Origin of the sequence: Chryseobacterium sp. FH1, from assembly GCF_000735135.1 — a bacterium.
In the GTDB taxonomy this organism is placed as follows: Bacteria; Bacteroidota; Bacteroidia; order Flavobacteriales; family Weeksellaceae; genus Epilithonimonas.
Map to the genome: position 1 here is coordinate 179,529 of NZ_JPLZ01000005.1, position 19,963 is coordinate 199,491.

At 37.5% G+C, this 19,963-nt stretch carries 18 protein-coding genes; 4 read left to right on the top strand and 14 right to left on the bottom strand.

Annotated features, from left to right (window positions below):
• Positions 1–61: 61 nt before the first annotated feature.
• The 13 genes from IO90_RS06580 to IO90_RS06645 all read right to left on the bottom strand — a co-directional run bounded on the left by IO90_RS06580 (position 62) and on the right by IO90_RS06645 (position 13,378).
• Complete coding sequence (locus IO90_RS06580) at positions 62–1,126, bottom strand: glucosaminidase domain-containing protein (protein WP_034965131.1); 1,065 nt, start codon at positions 1,124–1,126, stop codon at positions 62–64.
• A 271-nt stretch (positions 1,127–1,397) separates the two neighbouring features.
• Entirely contained in the window at positions 1,398–2,312 is a 915-nt protein-coding gene (locus IO90_RS06585; RefSeq protein ID WP_034965133.1) for a 1-aminocyclopropane-1-carboxylate deaminase/D-cysteine desulfhydrase, read from the bottom strand.
• 374 nt (positions 2,313–2,686) lie between these two features.
• Positions 2,687–3,637 carry an electron transfer flavoprotein subunit alpha/FixB family protein gene (locus IO90_RS06595; protein ID WP_034965135.1) on the bottom strand — a complete coding sequence of 317 codons (951 nt, stop codon included), beginning with the start codon at positions 3,635–3,637 and terminating at the stop codon, positions 2,687–2,689.
• 94 nt (positions 3,638–3,731) lie between these two features.
• Positions 3,732–4,478: an electron transfer flavoprotein subunit beta/FixA family protein gene (locus tag IO90_RS06600; RefSeq protein ID WP_034965137.1), complete on the bottom strand. Its 747-nt coding sequence runs from the start codon at positions 4,476–4,478 to the stop codon at positions 3,732–3,734.
• Positions 4,479–4,781: 303 nt separating this feature from the next.
• Entirely contained in the window at positions 4,782–5,693 is a 912-nt protein-coding gene (locus tag IO90_RS06605; RefSeq protein WP_034965139.1) for a T9SS type A sorting domain-containing protein, read from the bottom strand.
• Positions 5,694–5,996: 303 nt separating this feature from the next.
• Entirely contained in the window at positions 5,997–6,698 is a 702-nt protein-coding gene (locus IO90_RS06610) for an SDR family oxidoreductase (protein ID WP_034965141.1), read from the bottom strand.
• A 52-nt stretch (positions 6,699–6,750) separates the two neighbouring features.
• Positions 6,751–8,133, bottom strand: coding sequence for a dipeptidase (locus IO90_RS06615; protein WP_034965142.1), 1,383 nt, complete (start codon positions 8,131–8,133; stop codon positions 6,751–6,753).
• Between the two features lie 144 nt (positions 8,134–8,277).
• Entirely contained in the window at positions 8,278–8,538 is a 261-nt protein-coding gene (locus IO90_RS06620; RefSeq protein ID WP_034965143.1) for a hypothetical protein, read from the bottom strand.
• Between the two features lie 498 nt (positions 8,539–9,036).
• Positions 9,037–9,990 carry a transketolase family protein gene (locus IO90_RS06625; protein WP_034965146.1) on the bottom strand — a complete coding sequence of 318 codons (954 nt, stop codon included), beginning with the start codon at positions 9,988–9,990 and terminating at the stop codon, positions 9,037–9,039.
• 122 nt (positions 9,991–10,112) lie between these two features.
• The gene (locus IO90_RS06630; RefSeq protein WP_034965148.1) at positions 10,113–10,964 is read right to left on the bottom strand and encodes a transketolase; all 852 of its coding nucleotides are present in this window, start codon (positions 10,962–10,964) and stop codon (positions 10,113–10,115) included.
• A gap of 119 nt (positions 10,965–11,083) precedes the next feature.
• The gene (locus IO90_RS06635; protein ID WP_034965151.1) at positions 11,084–11,644 is read right to left on the bottom strand and encodes a porin family protein; all 561 of its coding nucleotides are present in this window, start codon (positions 11,642–11,644) and stop codon (positions 11,084–11,086) included.
• 205 nt (positions 11,645–11,849) lie between these two features.
• Positions 11,850–12,374, bottom strand: a complete 525-nt coding sequence (locus IO90_RS06640) for a hypothetical protein (RefSeq protein WP_034965152.1) — start codon at positions 12,372–12,374, stop codon at positions 11,850–11,852.
• A gap of 56 nt (positions 12,375–12,430) precedes the next feature.
• Complete coding sequence (locus tag IO90_RS06645) at positions 12,431–13,378, bottom strand: PhoH family protein (protein WP_034965154.1); 948 nt, start codon at positions 13,376–13,378, stop codon at positions 12,431–12,433.
• Between the two features lie 103 nt (positions 13,379–13,481).
• Between IO90_RS06645 and IO90_RS06650 the strand changes: the two genes are divergently transcribed.
• On the top strand, positions 13,482–14,309 hold the full coding sequence (locus IO90_RS06650) for an S-adenosyl-l-methionine hydroxide adenosyltransferase family protein (protein WP_034965156.1): 828 nt from the start codon (positions 13,482–13,484) through the stop codon (positions 14,307–14,309).
• A gap of 51 nt (positions 14,310–14,360) precedes the next feature.
• On the opposite strand, the gene IO90_RS06655 is transcribed toward IO90_RS06650, so the two are convergent.
• A complete protein-coding gene (locus tag IO90_RS06655) occupies positions 14,361–16,526 on the bottom strand; it encodes a M12 family metallo-peptidase (protein ID WP_034965157.1) in 2,166 nt (721 codons plus the stop codon).
• Positions 16,527–16,805: 279 nt separating this feature from the next.
• Between IO90_RS06655 and IO90_RS06660 the strand changes: the two genes are divergently transcribed.
• The 3 genes from IO90_RS06660 (at position 16,806) to gldG (ending at position 19,952) form a co-directional block, all read left to right on the top strand.
• Positions 16,806–17,354 carry a CopD family protein gene (locus IO90_RS06660; RefSeq protein WP_034965159.1) on the top strand — a complete coding sequence of 183 codons (549 nt, stop codon included), beginning with the start codon at positions 16,806–16,808 and terminating at the stop codon, positions 17,352–17,354.
• A gap of 78 nt (positions 17,355–17,432) precedes the next feature.
• Positions 17,433–18,161 carry an ABC transporter permease gene (locus tag IO90_RS06665; protein WP_034965161.1) on the top strand — a complete coding sequence of 243 codons (729 nt, stop codon included), beginning with the start codon at positions 17,433–17,435 and terminating at the stop codon, positions 18,159–18,161.
• 132 nt (positions 18,162–18,293) lie between these two features.
• On the top strand, positions 18,294–19,952 hold the full coding sequence (gldG, locus tag IO90_RS06670; RefSeq protein WP_034965163.1) for a gliding motility-associated ABC transporter substrate-binding protein GldG: 1,659 nt from the start codon (positions 18,294–18,296) through the stop codon (positions 19,950–19,952).
• Positions 19,953–19,963: the final 11 nt, after the last annotated feature.

Genomic DNA, 19,963 nt, shown 5'->3' on the forward strand with positions numbered 1-19,963 from the left:
GTCGGAGGTTATTGATATTGAGTAGATTTTTGTCTTCGGACATCAGACTTCCGTCATCGAACTAAGACCTCGGTTTCTTATTCTGAAGATAAATCAATTGCCCGGATTTCGGCTGTTCGCCTTGGTTCATCCTGTTTTTGCTGTACAGTTTTTTCTCCTTGATGGCAAATTTCTGAGCAATATCGTGCATCGTTTCGCCCGTTCCAGCTTTGTAAGTGGCCTTGTTTCCAGATGAATTTTTACCTTCCAGGAAGATGATGTCGTTCTTCGCCAGTTTAGAACTTTCCAATTCGTTGTATTTCATCAGACGTTTTTCACTGATTCCAAATTTCTTAGAAATCTCAGAAACGTCCGCATCCACAGGCATTATGAAGAACTTAAGACCATCGTTTGGATGATTTTTTACCAGGATATTTTTCAAAAGCGCCGTTCTTGTTTTAGAATCTACGATTTCCGAAACTTTATTTTGTTGTTTGGCGTAAGAACCTTGCGTATAATCCACTTTGATGGTTGGCGGAGCAACTCTGTCATTTTGTTTTTCCTGACCCAATTGCGCCATAAAAACCGCATCGTTGTTGAGCGCAGGATATAATTTCAAGATGGCATAGTAAACCTCATCTTTGCTCGTGTTATCAAACTCGTATAATTTGTATCGCTCGATTTTATCAATCAAAATATGCGCATATCTAGGATTCGTCGCATAGCCCGCTTTTTTCAATCCGTGCGCCCAAGCCTTGTAATCCTTCGCATCCAGCTTGAACAATCCGACATAATATTTTCGCGTCGCCAAAAAAATCGAATGGTCTTCATAAGACTGCTTCGGGTCGTCATACACGCGAAAACATTCGTTGGGAGCGTCGTCCGTGTGGCTCATCGTTTTTCCGGTCCAGTCTTCTTTGCATTTGATTCCGAAGTGGTTTTTCCCTTGTTGCGCCAGTCGGCTTTGTCCGCCACCGGTTTCCAAAAGTCCCTGAGCCAAAGTGATGCTCGCCGGAATCTTATATTTCTCCATTTCTTCCACCGCGTACGGCGCAAATTTTTGGATGTATTGGTCTTCCGTTTTCCAGGTTTGCGCTTTCAACAAGCCTAAAACACCTACAAAACCAATCACTAATAACTTTCTCATATTTATTTTTTACAAAATACTTTTAATTTTTCAGGAGCTTATTGACTAACGTCGAATAGCAACTTGACATTTCTTATTTGGAGCTATTTCCCGCTATCCACTATTACTCCTCGCGCCAAGGCTAAATCCAGCGCCTGCTGTGGGGTAACCGTTACTATCGGGGCTATGGGTTTCTAAATTCTTTTCAACAATTGTCTTTAAAAATTTCCCCCATCCAAAACTCCACCAACCCCTTCAGAGTTTGAAACTCTGAAGGGGTTTTGTCCCACTATTACAAATTCAATCTTATCAATTCTCTTCCTTTATTCTTCAAAAACAAATTCGCGCCTTTGGTGCCTTGCAATCCGCCCGTATGAAATGCCAGAATCTTTGAACCTTTCGGAAAAAATCCTTTTTCTGCCAATTCAAAAATAGTTTGCATCAGCTTTCCTGTGTAAATCGGGTCCAGCGGAATCTGATATTCCTGAAAGAACCAATTTATAAAACGGACATTCTCTTCTGATATTTTACCATAACGGTTTTCATCAGCATTTACCAATTCGAAGTTTTCCTTTCCGCTCCATTCCAGAATTGTCTTTTCCAGCGAATCATCTCTTACAACCTTGATGCCTAAAACCTTTTGACCCGCTTCTGCAAATTTGGAAATTCCGGCAATAGTTCCGCCAGTTCCAACTGCGGTGCAAAGATAATCAAAATCTTTGGTGTCGTTTCCCAGCATATATTGCACGCCTTCAACAGCCGATTCATTGCTTCCACCTTCTGGAATAATCAATGAATTCGGATATGGATTTGAAAAATTTCCTGTTAGTTGTTCTTTATTCTGATAATCTTCTCTTGACACAAAATGAAAATCCATTCCGTTTTTCGAGGCTTCAGAAAGTGTGGGATTTTCTTGCCAGTTGTTTTCCAATTCGTTTCCTCGGATGATTCCAATCGTCTTGATTCCAAACTCGTTTCCAAAAGCTGAAAACGACGCAATGTGATTGGAAAATGCGCCACCGAAAGTAATCAGCAAAGGATTCTCAGGTTTGGATTCCAGATATTGGTTGACGTTGAGGAGGAGTTTCCAGAATTTGTTTCCGGAGATTGTTGGATGAATGAGGTCTTCCCTTTTGATGAAAATCTGGACATCAAAATTGGTTTTGAGTTCTGTGATGGGGATTTTATGTTCCGGGATTTGAAGCATCTTCAAAAGTAAAAATTTCTAATGAAAGGATTCATATTAAAAGTTATTTTATGAAATAATTAAAATGTTTAAAATCGTTTTACATTATCACAGCTTACAAAAGCTAGGAATCGCAAGTGCATAGGTATTTAGCATAAATTTCCACATTCCATATCTGAAAATTTCTAGATCTAGCAAACTTCAAACATTTGTCGAATAGTGAAATTTGCGAAGCGCGCCCCGACCTGAGTGGAGCTCTTTTTGTAAGCTTTGGGAAAAGCCTTGGCACAAAAAAGCGGGAACGGTGGGCGGATAAAGGCGCCCAAATAATCACAATCAGTAAAAACAAAAAACCTGAGCCAATGACCCAGGTTCTGATTTTATTTTGAGAAAAATTATGCTCCTTTCAAAGCTTTGATTTTCTCTGTCAATGCTGGAATTATTTGGAAAGCATCTCCCACCACTCCATAATCCGCAGATTTGAAGAATGGTGCTTCCGGATCATTGTTGATGACCACAATCGTCTTGGAACTGTTGACACCTGCCAAATGCTGAATCGCGCCGGAAATCCCAACTGCAACATAAAGATTGGGGGAAATGGCCTTCCCTGTTTGACCAACATGCTCATTGTGACCTCTCCAACCAATGTCGGAAACAGGTTTTGAACAAGCTGTTGCCGCGCCAAGAACATTTGCAAGGTCTTCGATCATTCCCCAGTTTTCAGGACCTTTCAGACCTCTACCAGCGGAAACTACAACCTCAGCTTCTTTCAAATCGAGTTTTCCGGAAGACTGCTCGTGGTTGATCACTTTTGTATCTTCGTTTGCAATGCTTAATTCCTTTATCTCTTCGGATCCAGAAGTTGCATTTTCTTTCACACCGAAAGCATTTTGAGAAACAGTGATAATCACACCTGCTGCATCAGCTTTTGCATGCATAAAACCTTTTCCAGAGAATGCTTTTCTTTTCACTTGGAAAGGTGAAGTACTTTCTGGAGCTTCGATGACATTGGTAATCAAAGAATAATTTTTAATTACTGATAACATCGGTGCAACGGAGGATGCATCTGTGGTGTGAGGAAAGACGATAATGCTTCCGTCAAAAATTTGATTAACTGCCTCGGCGTAGGCTTTTGAACTGAAGTTTTTAAGGCCTGCATCTTTTACATTGATGACCTTATCTGCACCATATTTGTAAAGAAGATCCGAAGAATCTGTAGGGTTGATGGAAATTGCAGTCACTGAATCTCCAGTTTTTGTTGCAACTGCTTTTGCGTAAGCAACGGCTTCAAATGCTGCTTTTTTATAAATTCCGTTTATATTTTCTGCGTATACGAATACTGCCATTTTTCTTTTTTTTTAAGATTAAAGATTATAGACTGATAGATAATAGACGATGATAAATCTATTATCTATCAGTCTATTCTCTCATTGTCTGTATTTATATCACTTTTGCTTCCTCGTGAAGTAATCTCACCAATTCATCAAGATTGTCAGCAGAAACCAATTTTACCGCAGCTCTTGGCGCCACGCTATCAAAAGAGACCGCTTCAACTTTTACTTCTGAATTAGAAGGTTCTACTACTTGAAGTGATTTTGTTCTAGCAGACATAATCCCTCTCATATTTGGGATAATAAGTTCTTTCTCATCTACCAAACCTTTCTGTCCGGCAACGACTGCCGGCAATTTTACAGAAATAGTTTCTTTCCCTCCTTCAATTTCTCTAACTGCAGTCGCTTCTGAACCATTTACATCAAGACCAACAGTGGCATTGACGAATGGAATATTTAGCAATTGAGCTACGATTCCTGGAACTGCGCCACCATTGTAATCGATGGATTCTTTTCCCATTAAGATTAAATCATAAGATCCATCTTGAGCCACTTTAGCAATTTCTTTAGCCACAGAGAAACTATCTTTAGCTTCAGAATTTACTCTCACTGCATCATTAGCTCCAATTGCCAAAGCCTTTCTGATCACTGCTTCTGTTCCTGCATCGCCAACGTTCACAACGGTAACTGTTGCGCCTTGGGATTCCTGTAATTTTATAGCTTTTGTCAAAGCGAATTCATCCAATGGATTGATAACCCATTGGATTCCGTTTTTGTCAAACGCAGATTTGTCTGCCGTGAAGTTAATTTTACTTGTAGTGTCTGGTACACTACTGATACAAACTAATATTTTCATATGTAATTTTTAATGTTTTTTATTTACCGTATGTCATCGCTCAACTTTATATTGATATTCTTTTTAGAACTGTATCGATTTCATCGTATCATTTGGATATTTTGTTATATGAATATCGCTAATTTATATAAAAAATGCTATGCATGCATAATTTATTGCTATTTATTAAATAATATTACTGAAAGTCTTTACAGACAATGAGTTTCGGGAATGCTGGAAAGATTAACATTATAATTACTTGAAATAACTGCACAAAAAAAGCACCTAAAAAGGTGCTTAATATTAGTAAAAAATAACTTTAAATTATTTTTTGATGAATTTCTGAGTAGAAGTTCCTTCTGCTGTTTGGATTTTAACAACATAAGATCCTTTAGCCAAGTTTCTTACATCAATTTGATTGTTAGAAACAGAAACATTAACCGCTTTACCAGACAAGTCATAAACTTGTGCAGATTCTACTTTTGATTTAGTAGCTACGTTTAAGAAATCTGCTGTTGGGTTAGGGAAAACAGAGAATGCTGATTTTTTGATATCATTAACTCCTGCAGTAGCAGAGTCGTAAAGCCTTACATTATCTACAAATGCTGCACCAAGAGCATCATAATTATCATTAGCAATAACCAAGTTACCAACAGCACTTGTTCCAGCAACAACTGGACCTGTGTAGATCAAAACATCATTTAAATAATAATTAGCCTCTCCATCATCAAAGTTCATTACCATTTTCACGTGATTCCAAGTATCTCTTGTGAAAGCTGCAATTTCACCAATTTCCGTATAAGCTAATGCACCATTAGCACCCGTGTAGTCAAGAACTAACAATTCATCGATATCAGCTCCAAGAACTACTCTTCCTACCACTGATCCAGCATCTGGATCTTGAGGAGTTACCATCCACCAAGTTTGATAAGCAGCAGCATTAACTTTAAAATCAAACTCCAAAACAATTTCGGGAGCATAGATATAATTAGTTGTGCTAATAACACCTCCAGCTAAAGTAGAAGTACCTGGAGTCATTTTAACTGATGCTATACCACTTTTAGCATCTTCAGTTGACACAACAGTTGTATGAGCATTTGCGGTTGAGCCCCAAATACTTTGTCCTGCTAATGTACCAACAGTATAACCTTCTGACTGCTCAAAACCAGCGTTGATTGCTTGAGCATTCATTAATCCACAAATAGCCACAAAGCCAGATAATAGAATTTTTTTCATAATAAAATTATTTTAATTAATTTAACTTTAACAAATGTAATAAAAATTTGCCTAAACAAAAACAATTTCTGACAATAATTAAACATTTAACATTTTAAGATTTTTATGTATCACCTATATATAAGATTTTCAAAAACTTACAAAAATAATGCTTGTCATAACACATTTTTTTGATCAAATTGAAATTTAAAAAAATAGTGTTTTCACCTTTAATTTATGTTTTATTCTGAGTAAATGAATGTATTAATAATTATATAAATAACAATAAAGAGCGTTATAATGTTAATATGCAATCTAATAGTTTCACTTTTTAACCTGGCTTGCTCTTAATTCAATTTTACTTGGTAAAACCCGCGGATTCATATTCAACATATCAAGAACGAGACTTCCCATATCTTCCGGCTGGATTTTCCAATTGTCTTTTTCCGATGGAATATTCCCATTAAAATGAGTAGCAACAGAACCTGGCATTATTGTAGAAACTTTGATGTTGTATTTTCTAAGGTCTATCATCGCCGCTTGTGTGAAACCTACAACCCCAAACTTTGAAGCATTGTAACCTGCTCCATTTTCAAAGAAATTGGTTCCTGCAAGACTGGCGATTGTGATATAATAACCTTGAGATTTCTTCAATTGTTCCACTGATGCTTTTAAGGTGTAGAAACAACCCGTCAAATTGGTTTCCTGCATCGCATTCCAATCTTCAATAGTCAATTCGTCCACAGGTTTGAAGATTCCTAAACCTGCATTGGCGATCACAACATCCAACTTTTCAAATTTTTCTAAGATCTTGGAAACCGCACTCTCCTCCTCTTCGAAATTTCGGACATCTGAGGTAAATCCGAAAACACTATCTGAAACTTTCTTAAGTTCCAAAACCGCTTTATCAACATCTTCCTGATTTCTTCCGCTGATGGCAACCTTGTGACCATTTTTCAATAATACTTCTGCTATTCCGAAACCAATGCCTTTGCTTCCGCCAGTGATGTAAATAACTTTTGACATAATTTTAATTTTTAATATTAACAAGAAAGACAGCCTAGACTGTCTTTATTTTTTATCCTCTTGCATAGAACTCAAAGAAATATGGGATACTTTCTATTCCTTTGTAATAATTGTAAAGTCCGTAATGCTCGTTTGGTGAATGTATCGCATCCGAGTCCAAACCGAATCCCATTAATACAGATTTCGCGCCAAGAACTTTTTCGAACAATGAAGTAATTGGAATGCTCCCACCACTTCTATATGGTAAAACCTCTTTCCCGAAAGCTTTTTCCATTGCCTTTTTGGCAGCCTGGAATTCTTTGGTATTGCTTTCCAAAACATAAGGCATTCCGCCGTGGTGAGGCGTCACTTTTACCTTCACACTCTTAGGCGCGATCTTTTCGAAATGTTTGTTGAACTTTTCGGTAATTTCTTCAGGTGTTTGATTTGGAACAAGTCTCATCGAAATTTTAGCAAAAGCTTTGGAGGCAATCACTGTTTTCGCACCTTCACCAGTGTAACCGCCCCAGATTCCGTTGACATCTAAAGTTGGACGAATTGACGCTCTTTCCAAAGTCGTGTAACCTTCCTCTCCTTGAATATCATTAAGACCAATCGATTTTTTGTAACCTTCCTGATCGTCTTTCAGTTTGTTCATTTCTGCTCTGTCTTCATCGGAAACAATCAAAACATTGTCATAAAAACCGTCGATTGTGATGTGTCCTTTGTCGTCGATTAATTCGCTAATCATTTTTGATAAGACATTGATTGGATTTGGAACTGCGCCACCGTAAAGTCCGGAATGCAAGTCGCGGTTTGGACCTTCAACTTCAACCTCCACATAGCTTAAACCTCTTAAACCTGTTGTAACCGTTGGTTGCTCATTAGAATAAATATGCGTGTCGGAAATCAAGATCACGTCACAACTCAATTTTTCTTTATTATCTTCTAGGAAATCCGCCAAACTTGCAGAGCCAACTTCTTCTTCTCCTTCAATCAAAAACTTGACATTACAAGGCAGAGAATCCGTTTTCATCATCGCTTCGAAAGCCTTTACGTGCATAAAAAACTGGCCTTTGTCATCTGCAGAACCTCTCGCGAAAACTGCTCCTTCGGGATGTAGCTCAGTCGTTTTTACAACTGGTTCGAAAGGATCACTTGTCCATAATTCTAATGGATCGGCTGGCTGAACGTCATAATGTCCATAAACCAAAACCGTCGGTAGATTTGCATCGATGATCTTCTCTCCGAAAACGATTGGATAACCTTTGGTTTCAAGGATCTCCACATTGTCTGCTCCAGCAACTTTCAGATGTCTCGCCACCTCGTCTGCACATTTCAGCACTTCTGATTTGTAGGCTGGATCTGCACTTATAGATGCTATTCGAAGAATGTCGAAAAGTTCTTCTAGAAAACGTTGTTTGTTTTCGTTGATGTATGTTTGTGTATTGCTCATTTTTATTAATGATAAATGATGATTGATAAATGATTAAATACTTTGTCAAAGATTTTAAAATTTTGACCAAGTAGGTTCGTAAAAATAAAAAATGTCCTGCAAAGGCAAGACATTTTTTATTATAATATTTTTATAAAATTCTGATTAGTGTTCAGCTTTTGGTGCTTCTTTAGTTTCTGGAGCAGTCACTTTTGATTCTATAGTTGCAGCTTTTGCTGTGTCAGCGATTTTATGAACAGCTTTTGCTGTGTCCGCAGCTGGTGCGTAAGTTCCGTGAGCTGCATTTTGGTCATCATATCTTACGACATCGCCTTCTTTTTTTAAACGGCCTTTGTTTCCTCCAGCAGGAAGATCACAAGAAATAACGAGAATAGCAGAAGCCAACAATATCACTGATTTTTTCATATGTATATCTTTATTTTATAATAGGTCATATACAATCGCCATCGTTACTATCACTACTTTTAACTGAGTTTTGACATATGGCGATGTCATTTTTATAATTTTGATGTGTCAAAAGTAGTGAAAATGAGATTTTCTGCAAAATGTTTTTTTGGAAAATGTAGCTTGCAAAATGTATTATGTAATCAGTCTAATTAATCTATCTCGATTTCGATGCAAATTTGAAATCTAAGGACAAATGATTCGACCCGGAAAACTGTAGCCCGGATTATCTAATTTTTCCTATTTTTTTTATTTGAATCGATGAGGCCCTTCGTGACGTTTACCCGGAAATCCTTTCTTGTGGCTGGGAAAGCTTTGACAAAAAGATTGGCTATGGTGAACCATTTCGTTAGGTTTAGTACCGAAAGACAGAGCCAATCTGCTCAAAAAATTATTTAATGTTCTTAAAGCAAAAATCCACCGAAAATGGTGGATTTTTTGTAAATATAATTTCCGAAATTATTTTGTTCTCTCGATGATTTTTTTAACTGCTTTTACGACTGCTTCCGCATCTATTTCGTATTTTTTCATCAACTGTGCAGGCGTTCCGGATTCCCCGAAAGTATCATGAACCGCTACAAATTCTTGAGGCGTTGGTCTTCTTCTGGACAGCATTCCAGCAATAGATTCTCCAAGTCCACCTAGGAAATTATGTTCTTCTGCAGAAACTATTTTTCCAGTTTTCTCTACAGACTTAAGGATAATTTCTTCGTCCAAAGGTTTGATTGTATGAATATTGATGACCTCGCAAGAGATCCCCTCCTTCTCCAACTCTTCTACGGCCAACAAAGATTCCCAAACCAAATGTCCGGTTGCAACGATGGTTACGTCTGTTCCTTCTTGCAAAAGAATTCCTTTTCCAATCTCGAAAGGCATATCTTCTGGAATGAAAACGGGAACCACAGGACGACCAAATCTAAGATAAACTGGACCTTCGTGTGCTGCGACTGCTAAAGTTGCCGCTTTGGTCTGATTGTAATCACAAGGATTGATGACCGTCATTCCTGGGAGCATTTTCATCATTCCGATGTCTTCCAAAACCTGGTGTGTTGCGCCATCTTCTCCCAAAGTGACTCCTGCGTGAGAAGCTGCTATTTTCACATTTTTATTAGAATAAGCAATCGACTGACGGATCTGATCGTAAACACGGGATGTTGCAAAGTTTGCGAAAGTACCTGCGAAAGGGATTTTACCGTTGATTGTAAGACCAGTTGCCAAGCCCATCATATTGGCCTCAGCAATTCCAGTTTGGAAAAATCTTTCTGGTGCTTTTTCTATGAATTTCTCCATCTTCAAAGAACCTATCAAATCTGCGCAAAGTGCAACAACATTTGGGTTTGTATCAGCCAATTCTGCCAAACCAGCGCCGAAGCCTGAACGTGTATCTTTCTTTTCTGTGTATGTATATTTCATTATTTTTTATAATTGATGGTTGAATATTATAATTGATAAATAATGGTTGATAAATGATTTTTGCTGTATTTTAATTTATGTGATTAAAAAGCCATTCATCACTTCTATTTTATCATTGATAATTAATAGTCTGTTGGAGCTTCTAGGTACAATTGTTTGAAAGCTGTGTCCAACTGCTCATCATTTGGTGCTTTACCGTGCCAAGCATGACTTCCGATCATATAATCAACACCACTACCCATCTCTGTGTGAAGTAAAATAGCAACTGGTTTTCCGTGTCCTGTTTCTGATTTTGCTTTGTTCAAAATTGCAATCACAGCTTCCAGATCGTTACCATTCTTCTCTTCTAATACCAACCAGCCAAATGCCTCTAATTTTGCACGAAGATCTCCTAATGGCATAACAACATCCGTATCTCCATCAATTTGTCTTCCGTTGTAATCTATGGTTGCAATGATATTATCTACTTTTTTACCAGCAGCATACATAAAAGCTTCCCAATTTTGACCTTCCTGCAATTCGCCATCACCTTGAAGTGTGTAAACCAAAGAATCATCTCCATCTAACTTTTTACCTTGCGCTGCACCTAAAGCTACAGACAAACCCTGACCTAAAGAACCTGATGCTACTCTGATTCCTGGCAAACCTTCATGTGTTGTCGGGTGCCCTTGCAATCTGGAATTCAGTTTTCTGAAAGTTGCCAATTCTGCAACCGGAAAGAATCCGAATCTTGCCAAAGTACTATAAAATACTGGCGAAATATGACCATTTGAAAGGAAAAACAAATCCTCGCCCTTACCTTCCATTGTGAAAGGTAATTTGTAGTTCAAAATTTCCCCATAAAGTGCTACGAAATATTCTGTACAACCAAGAGAACCTCCCGGGTGACCGCTGTTAACATCGTGAACCATTCTAAGAATGTCCCTTCTGATCTGCGTTGAAAGGCTTTTCAACTCTTCAATAGATTTGCTCATTATTTAAGATTTACTTTAATGCGAAATTACTGATTTTTTTTGAGTTAGATGAAGAGAATTATTAGAAAAACCGTAAAAAACCGCTCTATTGAGCGGTCTGAATATTTATTTAAAATAATTTAATTTCCGAATTTGTACGTAAGTCCCAATTGAAAAACTCCATTTCTTGAGGAATCGGCTCCATCATTGTCTTTTGCAATATCCGTAACACCTGCAACATATCTGATATTGGCTCCGAAGTTTGGTGTAAAGTCATATCCAGCTCCCAAACCAACGCCAAAGTCGAAACCATTAACAAAATCTTTGAAATCTGCAGATTCACCATCAGCCTTTATTTTTGCACTGACTAAAAAACTCATTTCTGGACCAGCTTCCAGATAAAACTGTGGTGTAGCATTGTATTGAAACATCACGGGAACAGATATGTAATCTAAGTTCACTGACATATTATCAAGGCCGTCAGATCTTACACCTTTACCATTGTAAAGCACTTCTGGCTGGAGACTGAATGTGTCTGCCAATGGAATATTGACAAACGCACCGGCATAAAACCCATATTTGGACTTACTCTCATTGGTATTTGATAGACTTGCAACATTTCCTCCGGCTTTCAAACCAAAAGTTTGCGCGTTAGAAAATCCAAATATTGTAACCGCAGACAATAGAATTATTTTTTTCATAGTTGTAATTTTAACAGGTGATTAATATTAATTATAACTTTTTAACATCAATTTCGATACCGTTAAAATAAAATAATTGAATAATGTGTTATAAGTCTTGGATATTGATAATCTAATTTAATATTAAATTTAATACAAATTAAGTATAACAAAAAAACTCTGGTGAAAAACACCAGAGTTTTGATTTATATTTTAGTTAAAAATTTTATTTCAGGTAGAAGTTGTAACCAACTACTACTGCACCTACAGATTCTTTTCCAGGAACTGGTCTATCATTATAATATCTTCTGTCATATTCTCCAGAGATACTTTGGTAACCTACGTACAACTCACCAGTAGGCATATTATACATAAATTTCGGAAGTGCATAAAGTCCACCGTTTATATTTGAATTAGTAGAAATTGCATATCCCAAATCCAGACCTACAGCAATCGGCGCCCCGTTGAAAGAGTATTTCCCCGAAACAGCTACTGGAATAAATCCAAAGTCGTCTCCTTTATAGGTTCCACCATCAAACCTGTAACTTTTTGCCACAAAATGGGAATAGCCGGTTGCTACACCTAGATCAAAGTTCTTAGCAATGTTCCATCTGTATGCCGCGTCCAAACCTAGTGTGAAAGCTGCGTTATCAGTAGTTGGTGCTCCAATATGCCCACCTAATTTAAAACCTTCCTGCGCTTGGGCAAACCCAAAAACTGCAACAGCTGCAGCTAAAAAAATCTTTTTCATAGTTTTCAATTTAAAATTCTAGCTATGCGTTGCAAGTTCTGTTCCAAAAGAAAATTCTATTTTTTCTCGATGCTGTTGTAAGCCATGATGATCTTTTTCACAACCGGATGTCGCACCACATCTTCCTCGCTTAGATGCACAAACCCAATCTCGTCCACATCTTTAAGAATGGTCATAGATTCTTTGAGACCAGACTGTTGATTTTTCGGTAAATCGACCTGGCTTGGATCGCCGGTGATGATGAACTTGGCATTCATCCCCATTCTGGTGAGGAACATTTTCATTTGAGAATGCGTGGTATTCTGAGCTTCATCCAAAATCACAAATGCTTCATCCAAAGTTCTACCTCTCATAAAAGCTAGAGGCGCAACTTCAATAATTCTTTTTTCCATATAACCTTCCAACTTCTCATGCGGAATCATATCGCGCAATGCGTCGTAAAGTGGTTGCATATAAGGATCTAGTTTTTCTTTCAAATCACCAGGAAGAAAACCTAGACTCTCACCTGCTTCAACTGCTGGTCTGGTCAAAATAATTCTTTTAACCTGCTTGTCCCGAAGTGCTCTCACAGCCAAAGCAACACTGGTGTAAGTTTTCCCTGTCCCAGCCGGCCCGATTGCAAAAACCATGTCTTTTTTCTCGGAAACTTTCACGAGTTTTTTAAGATTGGTAGTTTTAGCTTTGATGACTTTTCCATTGACACCTTTAACAATGATGTCTTGGTCAAAGATCAATTGTTTTTCTGACTCGTCTTTTAGCTTGAGGAGAGATTCTAATTGTTTAATCTCTAAAGAATTGTGTTTGGAAATATAATCCGAGATATCATCCAGTTTCTGCTTCAGGAGATCCAAAGTCTCCCTGTTTCCCATTGCGAAAACAAAGTTGTCTCTGCCTGTAAGTTTAAGCGTTGGAAAGCTGGATTTGATCAGATTGAAATTTTGATTCTGAACACCATAAAAGGTTTTGGTGTTGATCCCTTCGAGTTCATAATTTATTTCGAACATAAATAATATTAGTGGTTAGTCTAACAAATATATGAATAGATTTGACATATTTTAAGTCTTTTAAAAATTGAATTATATTAAATTTGCAATAAATATAAAATATATGTCAGTCATTACACTCACTTCAGATTACGGACTTGTGGACCACCGCGTCGCAAGTATGAAAGGTAAAATACTTAGCTGGAGTGAAGATGTAAAAGTGGTTGACATTACGCATAACATCACCGCGTACAATCTTTTGCAGACGGCGTACATCGTGAGAAACGCTTACAAATTTTTCCCCACTGGAAGCATTCACATTATTTCTGTAGATAGTTTTTATCACAAATCAAGAAAAAATATCATCACCAAAATCGATGGTCATTATTTCATTTCTGCTGATAATGGCATTACAAATCTGATGTTTTTCGATATAAAGCCAGAGGCTATCTACGAGATTACGCTTAATAACAGATTCGATGACAAGGTTGCCTTTCCATCAACAGATATTTTTGTTCCCGCAGCGATGCATCTGTACAAAGGTGGACTTCCGGAGGTTATTGGGAGGAAAATCAAAGTAATAAAAGATATTTCGTTTCCAAGAGCTATTTATAATGAAAACGAGAAAATGATCATTGGTGAAGTGATGTACATTGATAATTTTGGGAATGTGGTTTCAAATATCAGCCGAAAATTCTTTGACAAATACGCCTCGATTTCTGAAAAGTTCACCATTAAATTTAGAAATATCGTGGTTTCTAAAATATTGGATCAATACACAGATGTGGTTGTAGATTGGGAGAGAGAACAAGAATATCACGGAAAATCATCGGTCATTTTCAACGATACTGATTTGTTGGAAATCACCATTTACAAAGGCAGTTTGCTCAACGGCGCATCTTCCCTTTTCGGGATGAGTACGGGCGAAAAAATCTATGTAGAATTTGAATAAAAAAAACCGACATTGCTGTCGGTTTTTCTTTGAGATATTTAAAAAGAATGATTATTCCTTAATTAACTTCTTAGTCAGAGTTTCTTTATCTGTCTTGATTTTCACAACATAATTTCCAGTTTTAAGTCGAGAAATATCGAATGAATTTTTAGATAAACTATCTGTATCAAATTGTTTTACCAATTTCCCAGAAATATCATAAACCTCAACGCCTGTGATTTTTGAAATTCCTTTTAAAGTGAATTGATTTTTAACTGGATTTGGAGATAACAAAATATCTTTTGAATTTGAGATATCATCCACACCCAAAACTGTACAGCTGAAGTTGGCGATAAATCCTTTCTCGTTCACCATTTGATCTGATCTGAAAACAAGTGTAATAGCGCCCGTCGCATGAGTAGATTCGAAAGGCCCTCTGATCGTAGTTCCAGACATATTATTTGCACCAGTAAAAACTGGAGAGTTGGCAGCTGGACCATTTCTAACTGTAAGGAAATCGTAACCTGCCTCAAGATCAAATTCTGTGAAAGTCAGTTTTAATTTTTCGTTTGCATTATCTGGATAGAATGTTTTTGTCCAAGATTCTCCATCCGTGTAATTTCCATCTGGTCCACCTGTATCTGTAATCGTTTTGCCACACCAGTCATCATCTGTCAAGATGATCTGACTTCTTTGGTAGGCTGCAGAACATTCGGTTCCGACTTCAACATTGTAAAATGTATTCGGAGATAATTCTGTAATGTCAAATACTTTATCAGTACTCAAGCCAGATTTAACCAACGTACCATCGATCTTTGAAACTTTATATTTCCATTGGGTAGATGATGCATCTGCTAAAGTAATTGTAGCAGTTGTTTTTGTAATATTGTTTATAACGAGAGAAGTAACAGTTACCGTACAAGCATTTGCACAATCTGTACCTAGACAAGCTTTGGAATCCACAGTCTGTCTAATCAACGCTCCTGGTTGCTCTCCGAAGCCTAATGACATATTGATTCCAACCGAAGGAAGAAGGTGACAATAACTCATAATCGTACCCCCGTTGCTTGGAATTGGACCAATTTCACAATCGCCTTCCGCAAGGTCAGCTCTGTAAGTAGGAGCACAACCGTCAATAGCAGTAGAATTACCATTCCAAGAACAAGCATGTGTGTGAGGTGAACCTAAAGAATGTCCCATTTCATGTGTCATTGCCATAATAGTCCAAGAATATGTTGGTACATTTTGATAGGTCATATTAATCCCAGAATAAGCATATCTATTTGTAGAACAAAGTGAATTAAGATAAGCCACACTTGTAGTTGATGGATAATTTACCAAATGGGCAAGATCCCCATCAAATGTCGTTCTAGTACTCCTAAATAATGACAAGTTAGCACTATAACTTCCTGTATAAGGATCGGCTGTTTCCCAAACGTAAACCGTTTTTAGAGACATTTTAACGCCATCGTTCACATACAGTGTGTTAATATTGTTATGAACTGCAGAGATCCAGTTGATTGTAGCATTAACATCGGATCCGTTTTGCACGAAGGGCTGATTGGCGATTTCATAATAAACTCTTACACAAGCATTCGTCATCTGAGGCGCTTTAGAAGCTTTTGGATCGAAACTGACTTTTTGAGTTTCGTTTTCCATCAACTCGTCTACTGCACAAATAAAGGGGTTGGCTCCTGTCAACTTCTGATCATTATAAACCACAAAATCTTCAGACTTCACCGCCTTTCCCAAAGTCACATTACCAATGTTTGTGGCAGATGCAACACCGATAACGTCATTATCAAAGAAACTGAATGCAACAACAGAAGTATCATCGCCTTTGATGATTCCTCTGTAGAAAATACCTTTTTTGTAGGCAACTTCTTCTTTTTTGTTGGTTTTAGCTTTGAAATCGTTGGAATAGATATCTACTTTTACCATCTCCACAGTCAATTCTCTGTCTTCAAATGGAAAGGTAAATTCCACAGCATCTGGTCTGTCCTGTACTAGATTTGTTAACTTTGATTTATCTAGTTTCAAAACTTGTGCATCTCTGGCCGCTTGTCTGTAAATCGATCTATTAGAATTGGTTGCATCTACAGAAAACAGACTTACTTTTTTAAAACTCACTCTTTTGGAGTGGAAATCATTCACTTCCTTTGCCACATGTCTCAACGACTGTGCAGAGAAAAAGGAAAACACCAAAACTGTCAAAAACAGTTGTAAAACTTTCTTCATATCATACTTTTATTAAAATTAATCTTACAAAAAAAGCGATTTTTTTCCATATTCTATTTCAAAAATCAAATTTTAACTATTTAATCTCAATTTAAAAAATTTCGCAATATTGTTTTTTTATAACCTTTAAAAAGAAAAATATTCTACCACAAATAAATCCTCAACTTTTTTATTAATGAAAAACATATGTTTTTAACGGCGTTTATAAAGACATATATTCATAAAGCATTCATATTTCATCTTCTAATCAATAAAAAGTATCTTTGCAAAAAATTTTTGATGCTGTACTCCATTATCAAAGCGATTCACATTATTTTTATGGTAAGCTACTTCGCTGGAATTTTCTACCTGGTGAGACTTTTTGTTTATTATAAAGATACCGACGAGTTTGATGAGGTGAAACAGAAAATTCTCAGAAATCAATACGTTTTTATGGCGGTCAGACTTTGGAATATCATTACTGTTCCTGCAGGAATATTGATGTTACTTTCTGGATTGACAATGATTTTTCTAAATTCAGGATTGATGAAAACGCCTTGGTTTCACTTAAAACTGACATTTTTGGTGGGACTTGGAATTTACCATTTCTGGTGTTGGAAAAAGATGAAAGAACTCAAAAAACTGAATGGCGATATTTTACCAACACCAAATATCAAACTTCGACAGTTCAATGAGATTGCCACTTTCATTTTATTTGCCGTCGTTTTTACCGTAATCCTCAAATATTCCGTTATAGAATATTGGTGGCAACTGCTTTTAGGATTTTTCGGAATCATCATTTTGATAAGTTCAATCGTAAAACTGGTGAATCAAAATAAGACAAAATAAATTAATTGGGCTTCGAGAGCCTCAGCCTGACAAAAGCTAAAAAACAAACACCATCAACCAACAACTATCAACTAAACTATGATTGCAATATTCAAAAAAGAACTTTGGAATTTTTTCGGAAACTGGAGCGCGTGGATCATCATTGGCGCATTCAGCATTATTTCTGCCCTTTTCCTATTCTTCTTCGAGAACAATTTTAATATCTTCGAAATCGGAAGCGCTTCCATACAGAGTTTTTTCGTGCTTTCGCCTTGGCTTTTTATGTTTATCATTCCTGCAATCAGTATGCGAACTTTGGCCGAGGAACAGCAATCTGGAACTTTGTTCTGGCTGTTTTCTCAACCTGTAAAAATCACTGAAATCGTCGGTGGGAAGTTTCTTTCCGTTTGGCTGGTTGGGGTTTTATGTTTGCTACCAAGTTTGGTTTATTATTACACCGTTTACGTTTTGGGCGTCCCGGAAGGCAATATTGATGGAAGTATGACATTTGGAAGCTACATCGGATTGATTATTTTGATTGCCACATTTTCCGCCGTTGGGATTTTAGCTTCGTCGCTGTCATCAAACCAAATCACGGCTTATCTTTTGGGTGTTTTCATTTGTTTCATCGCCTATTTCGGGATTGAGCAATTGGCGAGTTACAAACTTTTGGGAGGCGCAGATTACATTTTGCAAAACATAGGATTCTATCAGCATTTCTTAGCTTTCACGAGAGGACAGATTGATACGAGAGACGTTTCTTACTTCCTATTCGTCATTTTTTTGGGATTAGGATTGGCGAGTTGGTTTGTCTGGAAAAAGAAATAGATGCAATGAGTTTGAGAATGGGAGCGCGCTTTCACTTGCATCATACACAAACTTTAAAGTCCGAAAAGGGCGATTTAACAAAGAAAGGATAAAATCCTATTGAATAAAATTATAAAATTCATTATCATTAAGATGAATAAAAAAAATAAAATCACACTTATCATTATCACAGTTCTTCTCATCATCGGGATGAGCGGATTGGTTTACAAACGTTTCGATTTGACGGCGGAAAAACGATACACGCTTTCAGAATCCACCATCAAAGTTTTGGAAAATGTGAACAAACCGATGATGGTAGAAGTCTATCTGGATGGCGATTTCCCCGCTTCCTTCAAACAACTTCAGAATGAAACCAAATTTATGTTGGACGAGTTCCGGAAGATCAATCCAAAAATCGATTACAAATTCCGTGATCCAATTGCTGAAAAAATCCCGCAAGACACGCTGGCTGGAATGGGAATGCAACCTTCGATTCTGCCTGATATGAAAGAGGGGAAAATCTCGGAGATCGTGATGTTTCCGTACGCGGCAATCAAATATAATGGTTATGGGACTTCGGTTCCGCTCATCATTCAGCAATCTGGAATCGATGCAAGCACGCAACTTAGCAAATCCATCGAAAGTCTGGAGTATAATTTTGCATCAACCATCAAAGGTCTATCCGAAGAAACGGCGAAGAATGTCGGATTTTTGGTCAATCAGCAAGAGTTGAGTCCAGATGAATTCCAGGGATTTTTGGATGTTGCGATGGAAAATTACAACGTTGGACCTGTGATTCCGGAAAACAAGACCGAACTTTCATTGGCCGACGTTCCGAAACTGAAACAAATGGACGCGCTCGTGATTGCAAAACCACGAAAAGCTTTTACGAACAACGAGAAAGTGATTCTGGACCAATACATTATGAACGGCGGAAAAACGCTTTGGATGCTGGACGCTGTGAATGCCGAAATGGACACGCTTTTCCAAGCGAAAAAAATAATGGCCTATCCGATGGACCTTAATCTGACAGATTTTATGTTCAATTATGGCTTGAGGATCAATCCAGCTTTGACGAAGGATATGAAAAAGTCGGCAATGATCAGAATTGTTTCTGGCGAAGTGGCTGGCAATCCGCAATACAGCAGTTTTCTGTGGCCATATTTTCCATTGGGAATCTCTGAAACCACGCATCCGATTACTAAAAACATCAATCCTGTAAAATTCGAATTCCCAACTTCTATTGACACGTTGGGAAGACCAAATATCAAAACCAGAGTTCTTTTCGAATCGAGCGAAAGAACCATCTCCAAAGCGGTTCCGAATTATGTAGCTTTGTCCGAGATCGTGCGCGCAGACAGCATCGGCGAAATGGAACGCCCCACTCCACCAAAGATTTTTGCTGTGGCTTTGGAAGGGAAATTTACCTCAGCTTATTCTACAAGAAGTGAAAAAAACGCTTATCCCGATTTCAAATCTCAAAGTCCGGACAACAAAATGCTCGTGATTGCCGATGGCGACATCGCAAGAAATCAAATCTGGAAAGGAAAACCGCTTCCTTTGGGCGAAGATCTACTAACCAAAGAACATTATGGAAACGCACAATTCCTCAGAAATGCACTGGATTATCTTTTGGATGACAGCAATCTGATGGAACTCAGAAACCGCTCGATTGAAATCCGTTTGTTGGACAGAGAAAGAGTTGCAGAAGAACAATCGAAATGGCAATGGATCAACCTGCTTTTACCATTGGGGATTTTGGGGATTTTGGGAGCTGGATTTTATTTTATTAGAAAGAAAAGATTTTCTTAAGACTTAAATTT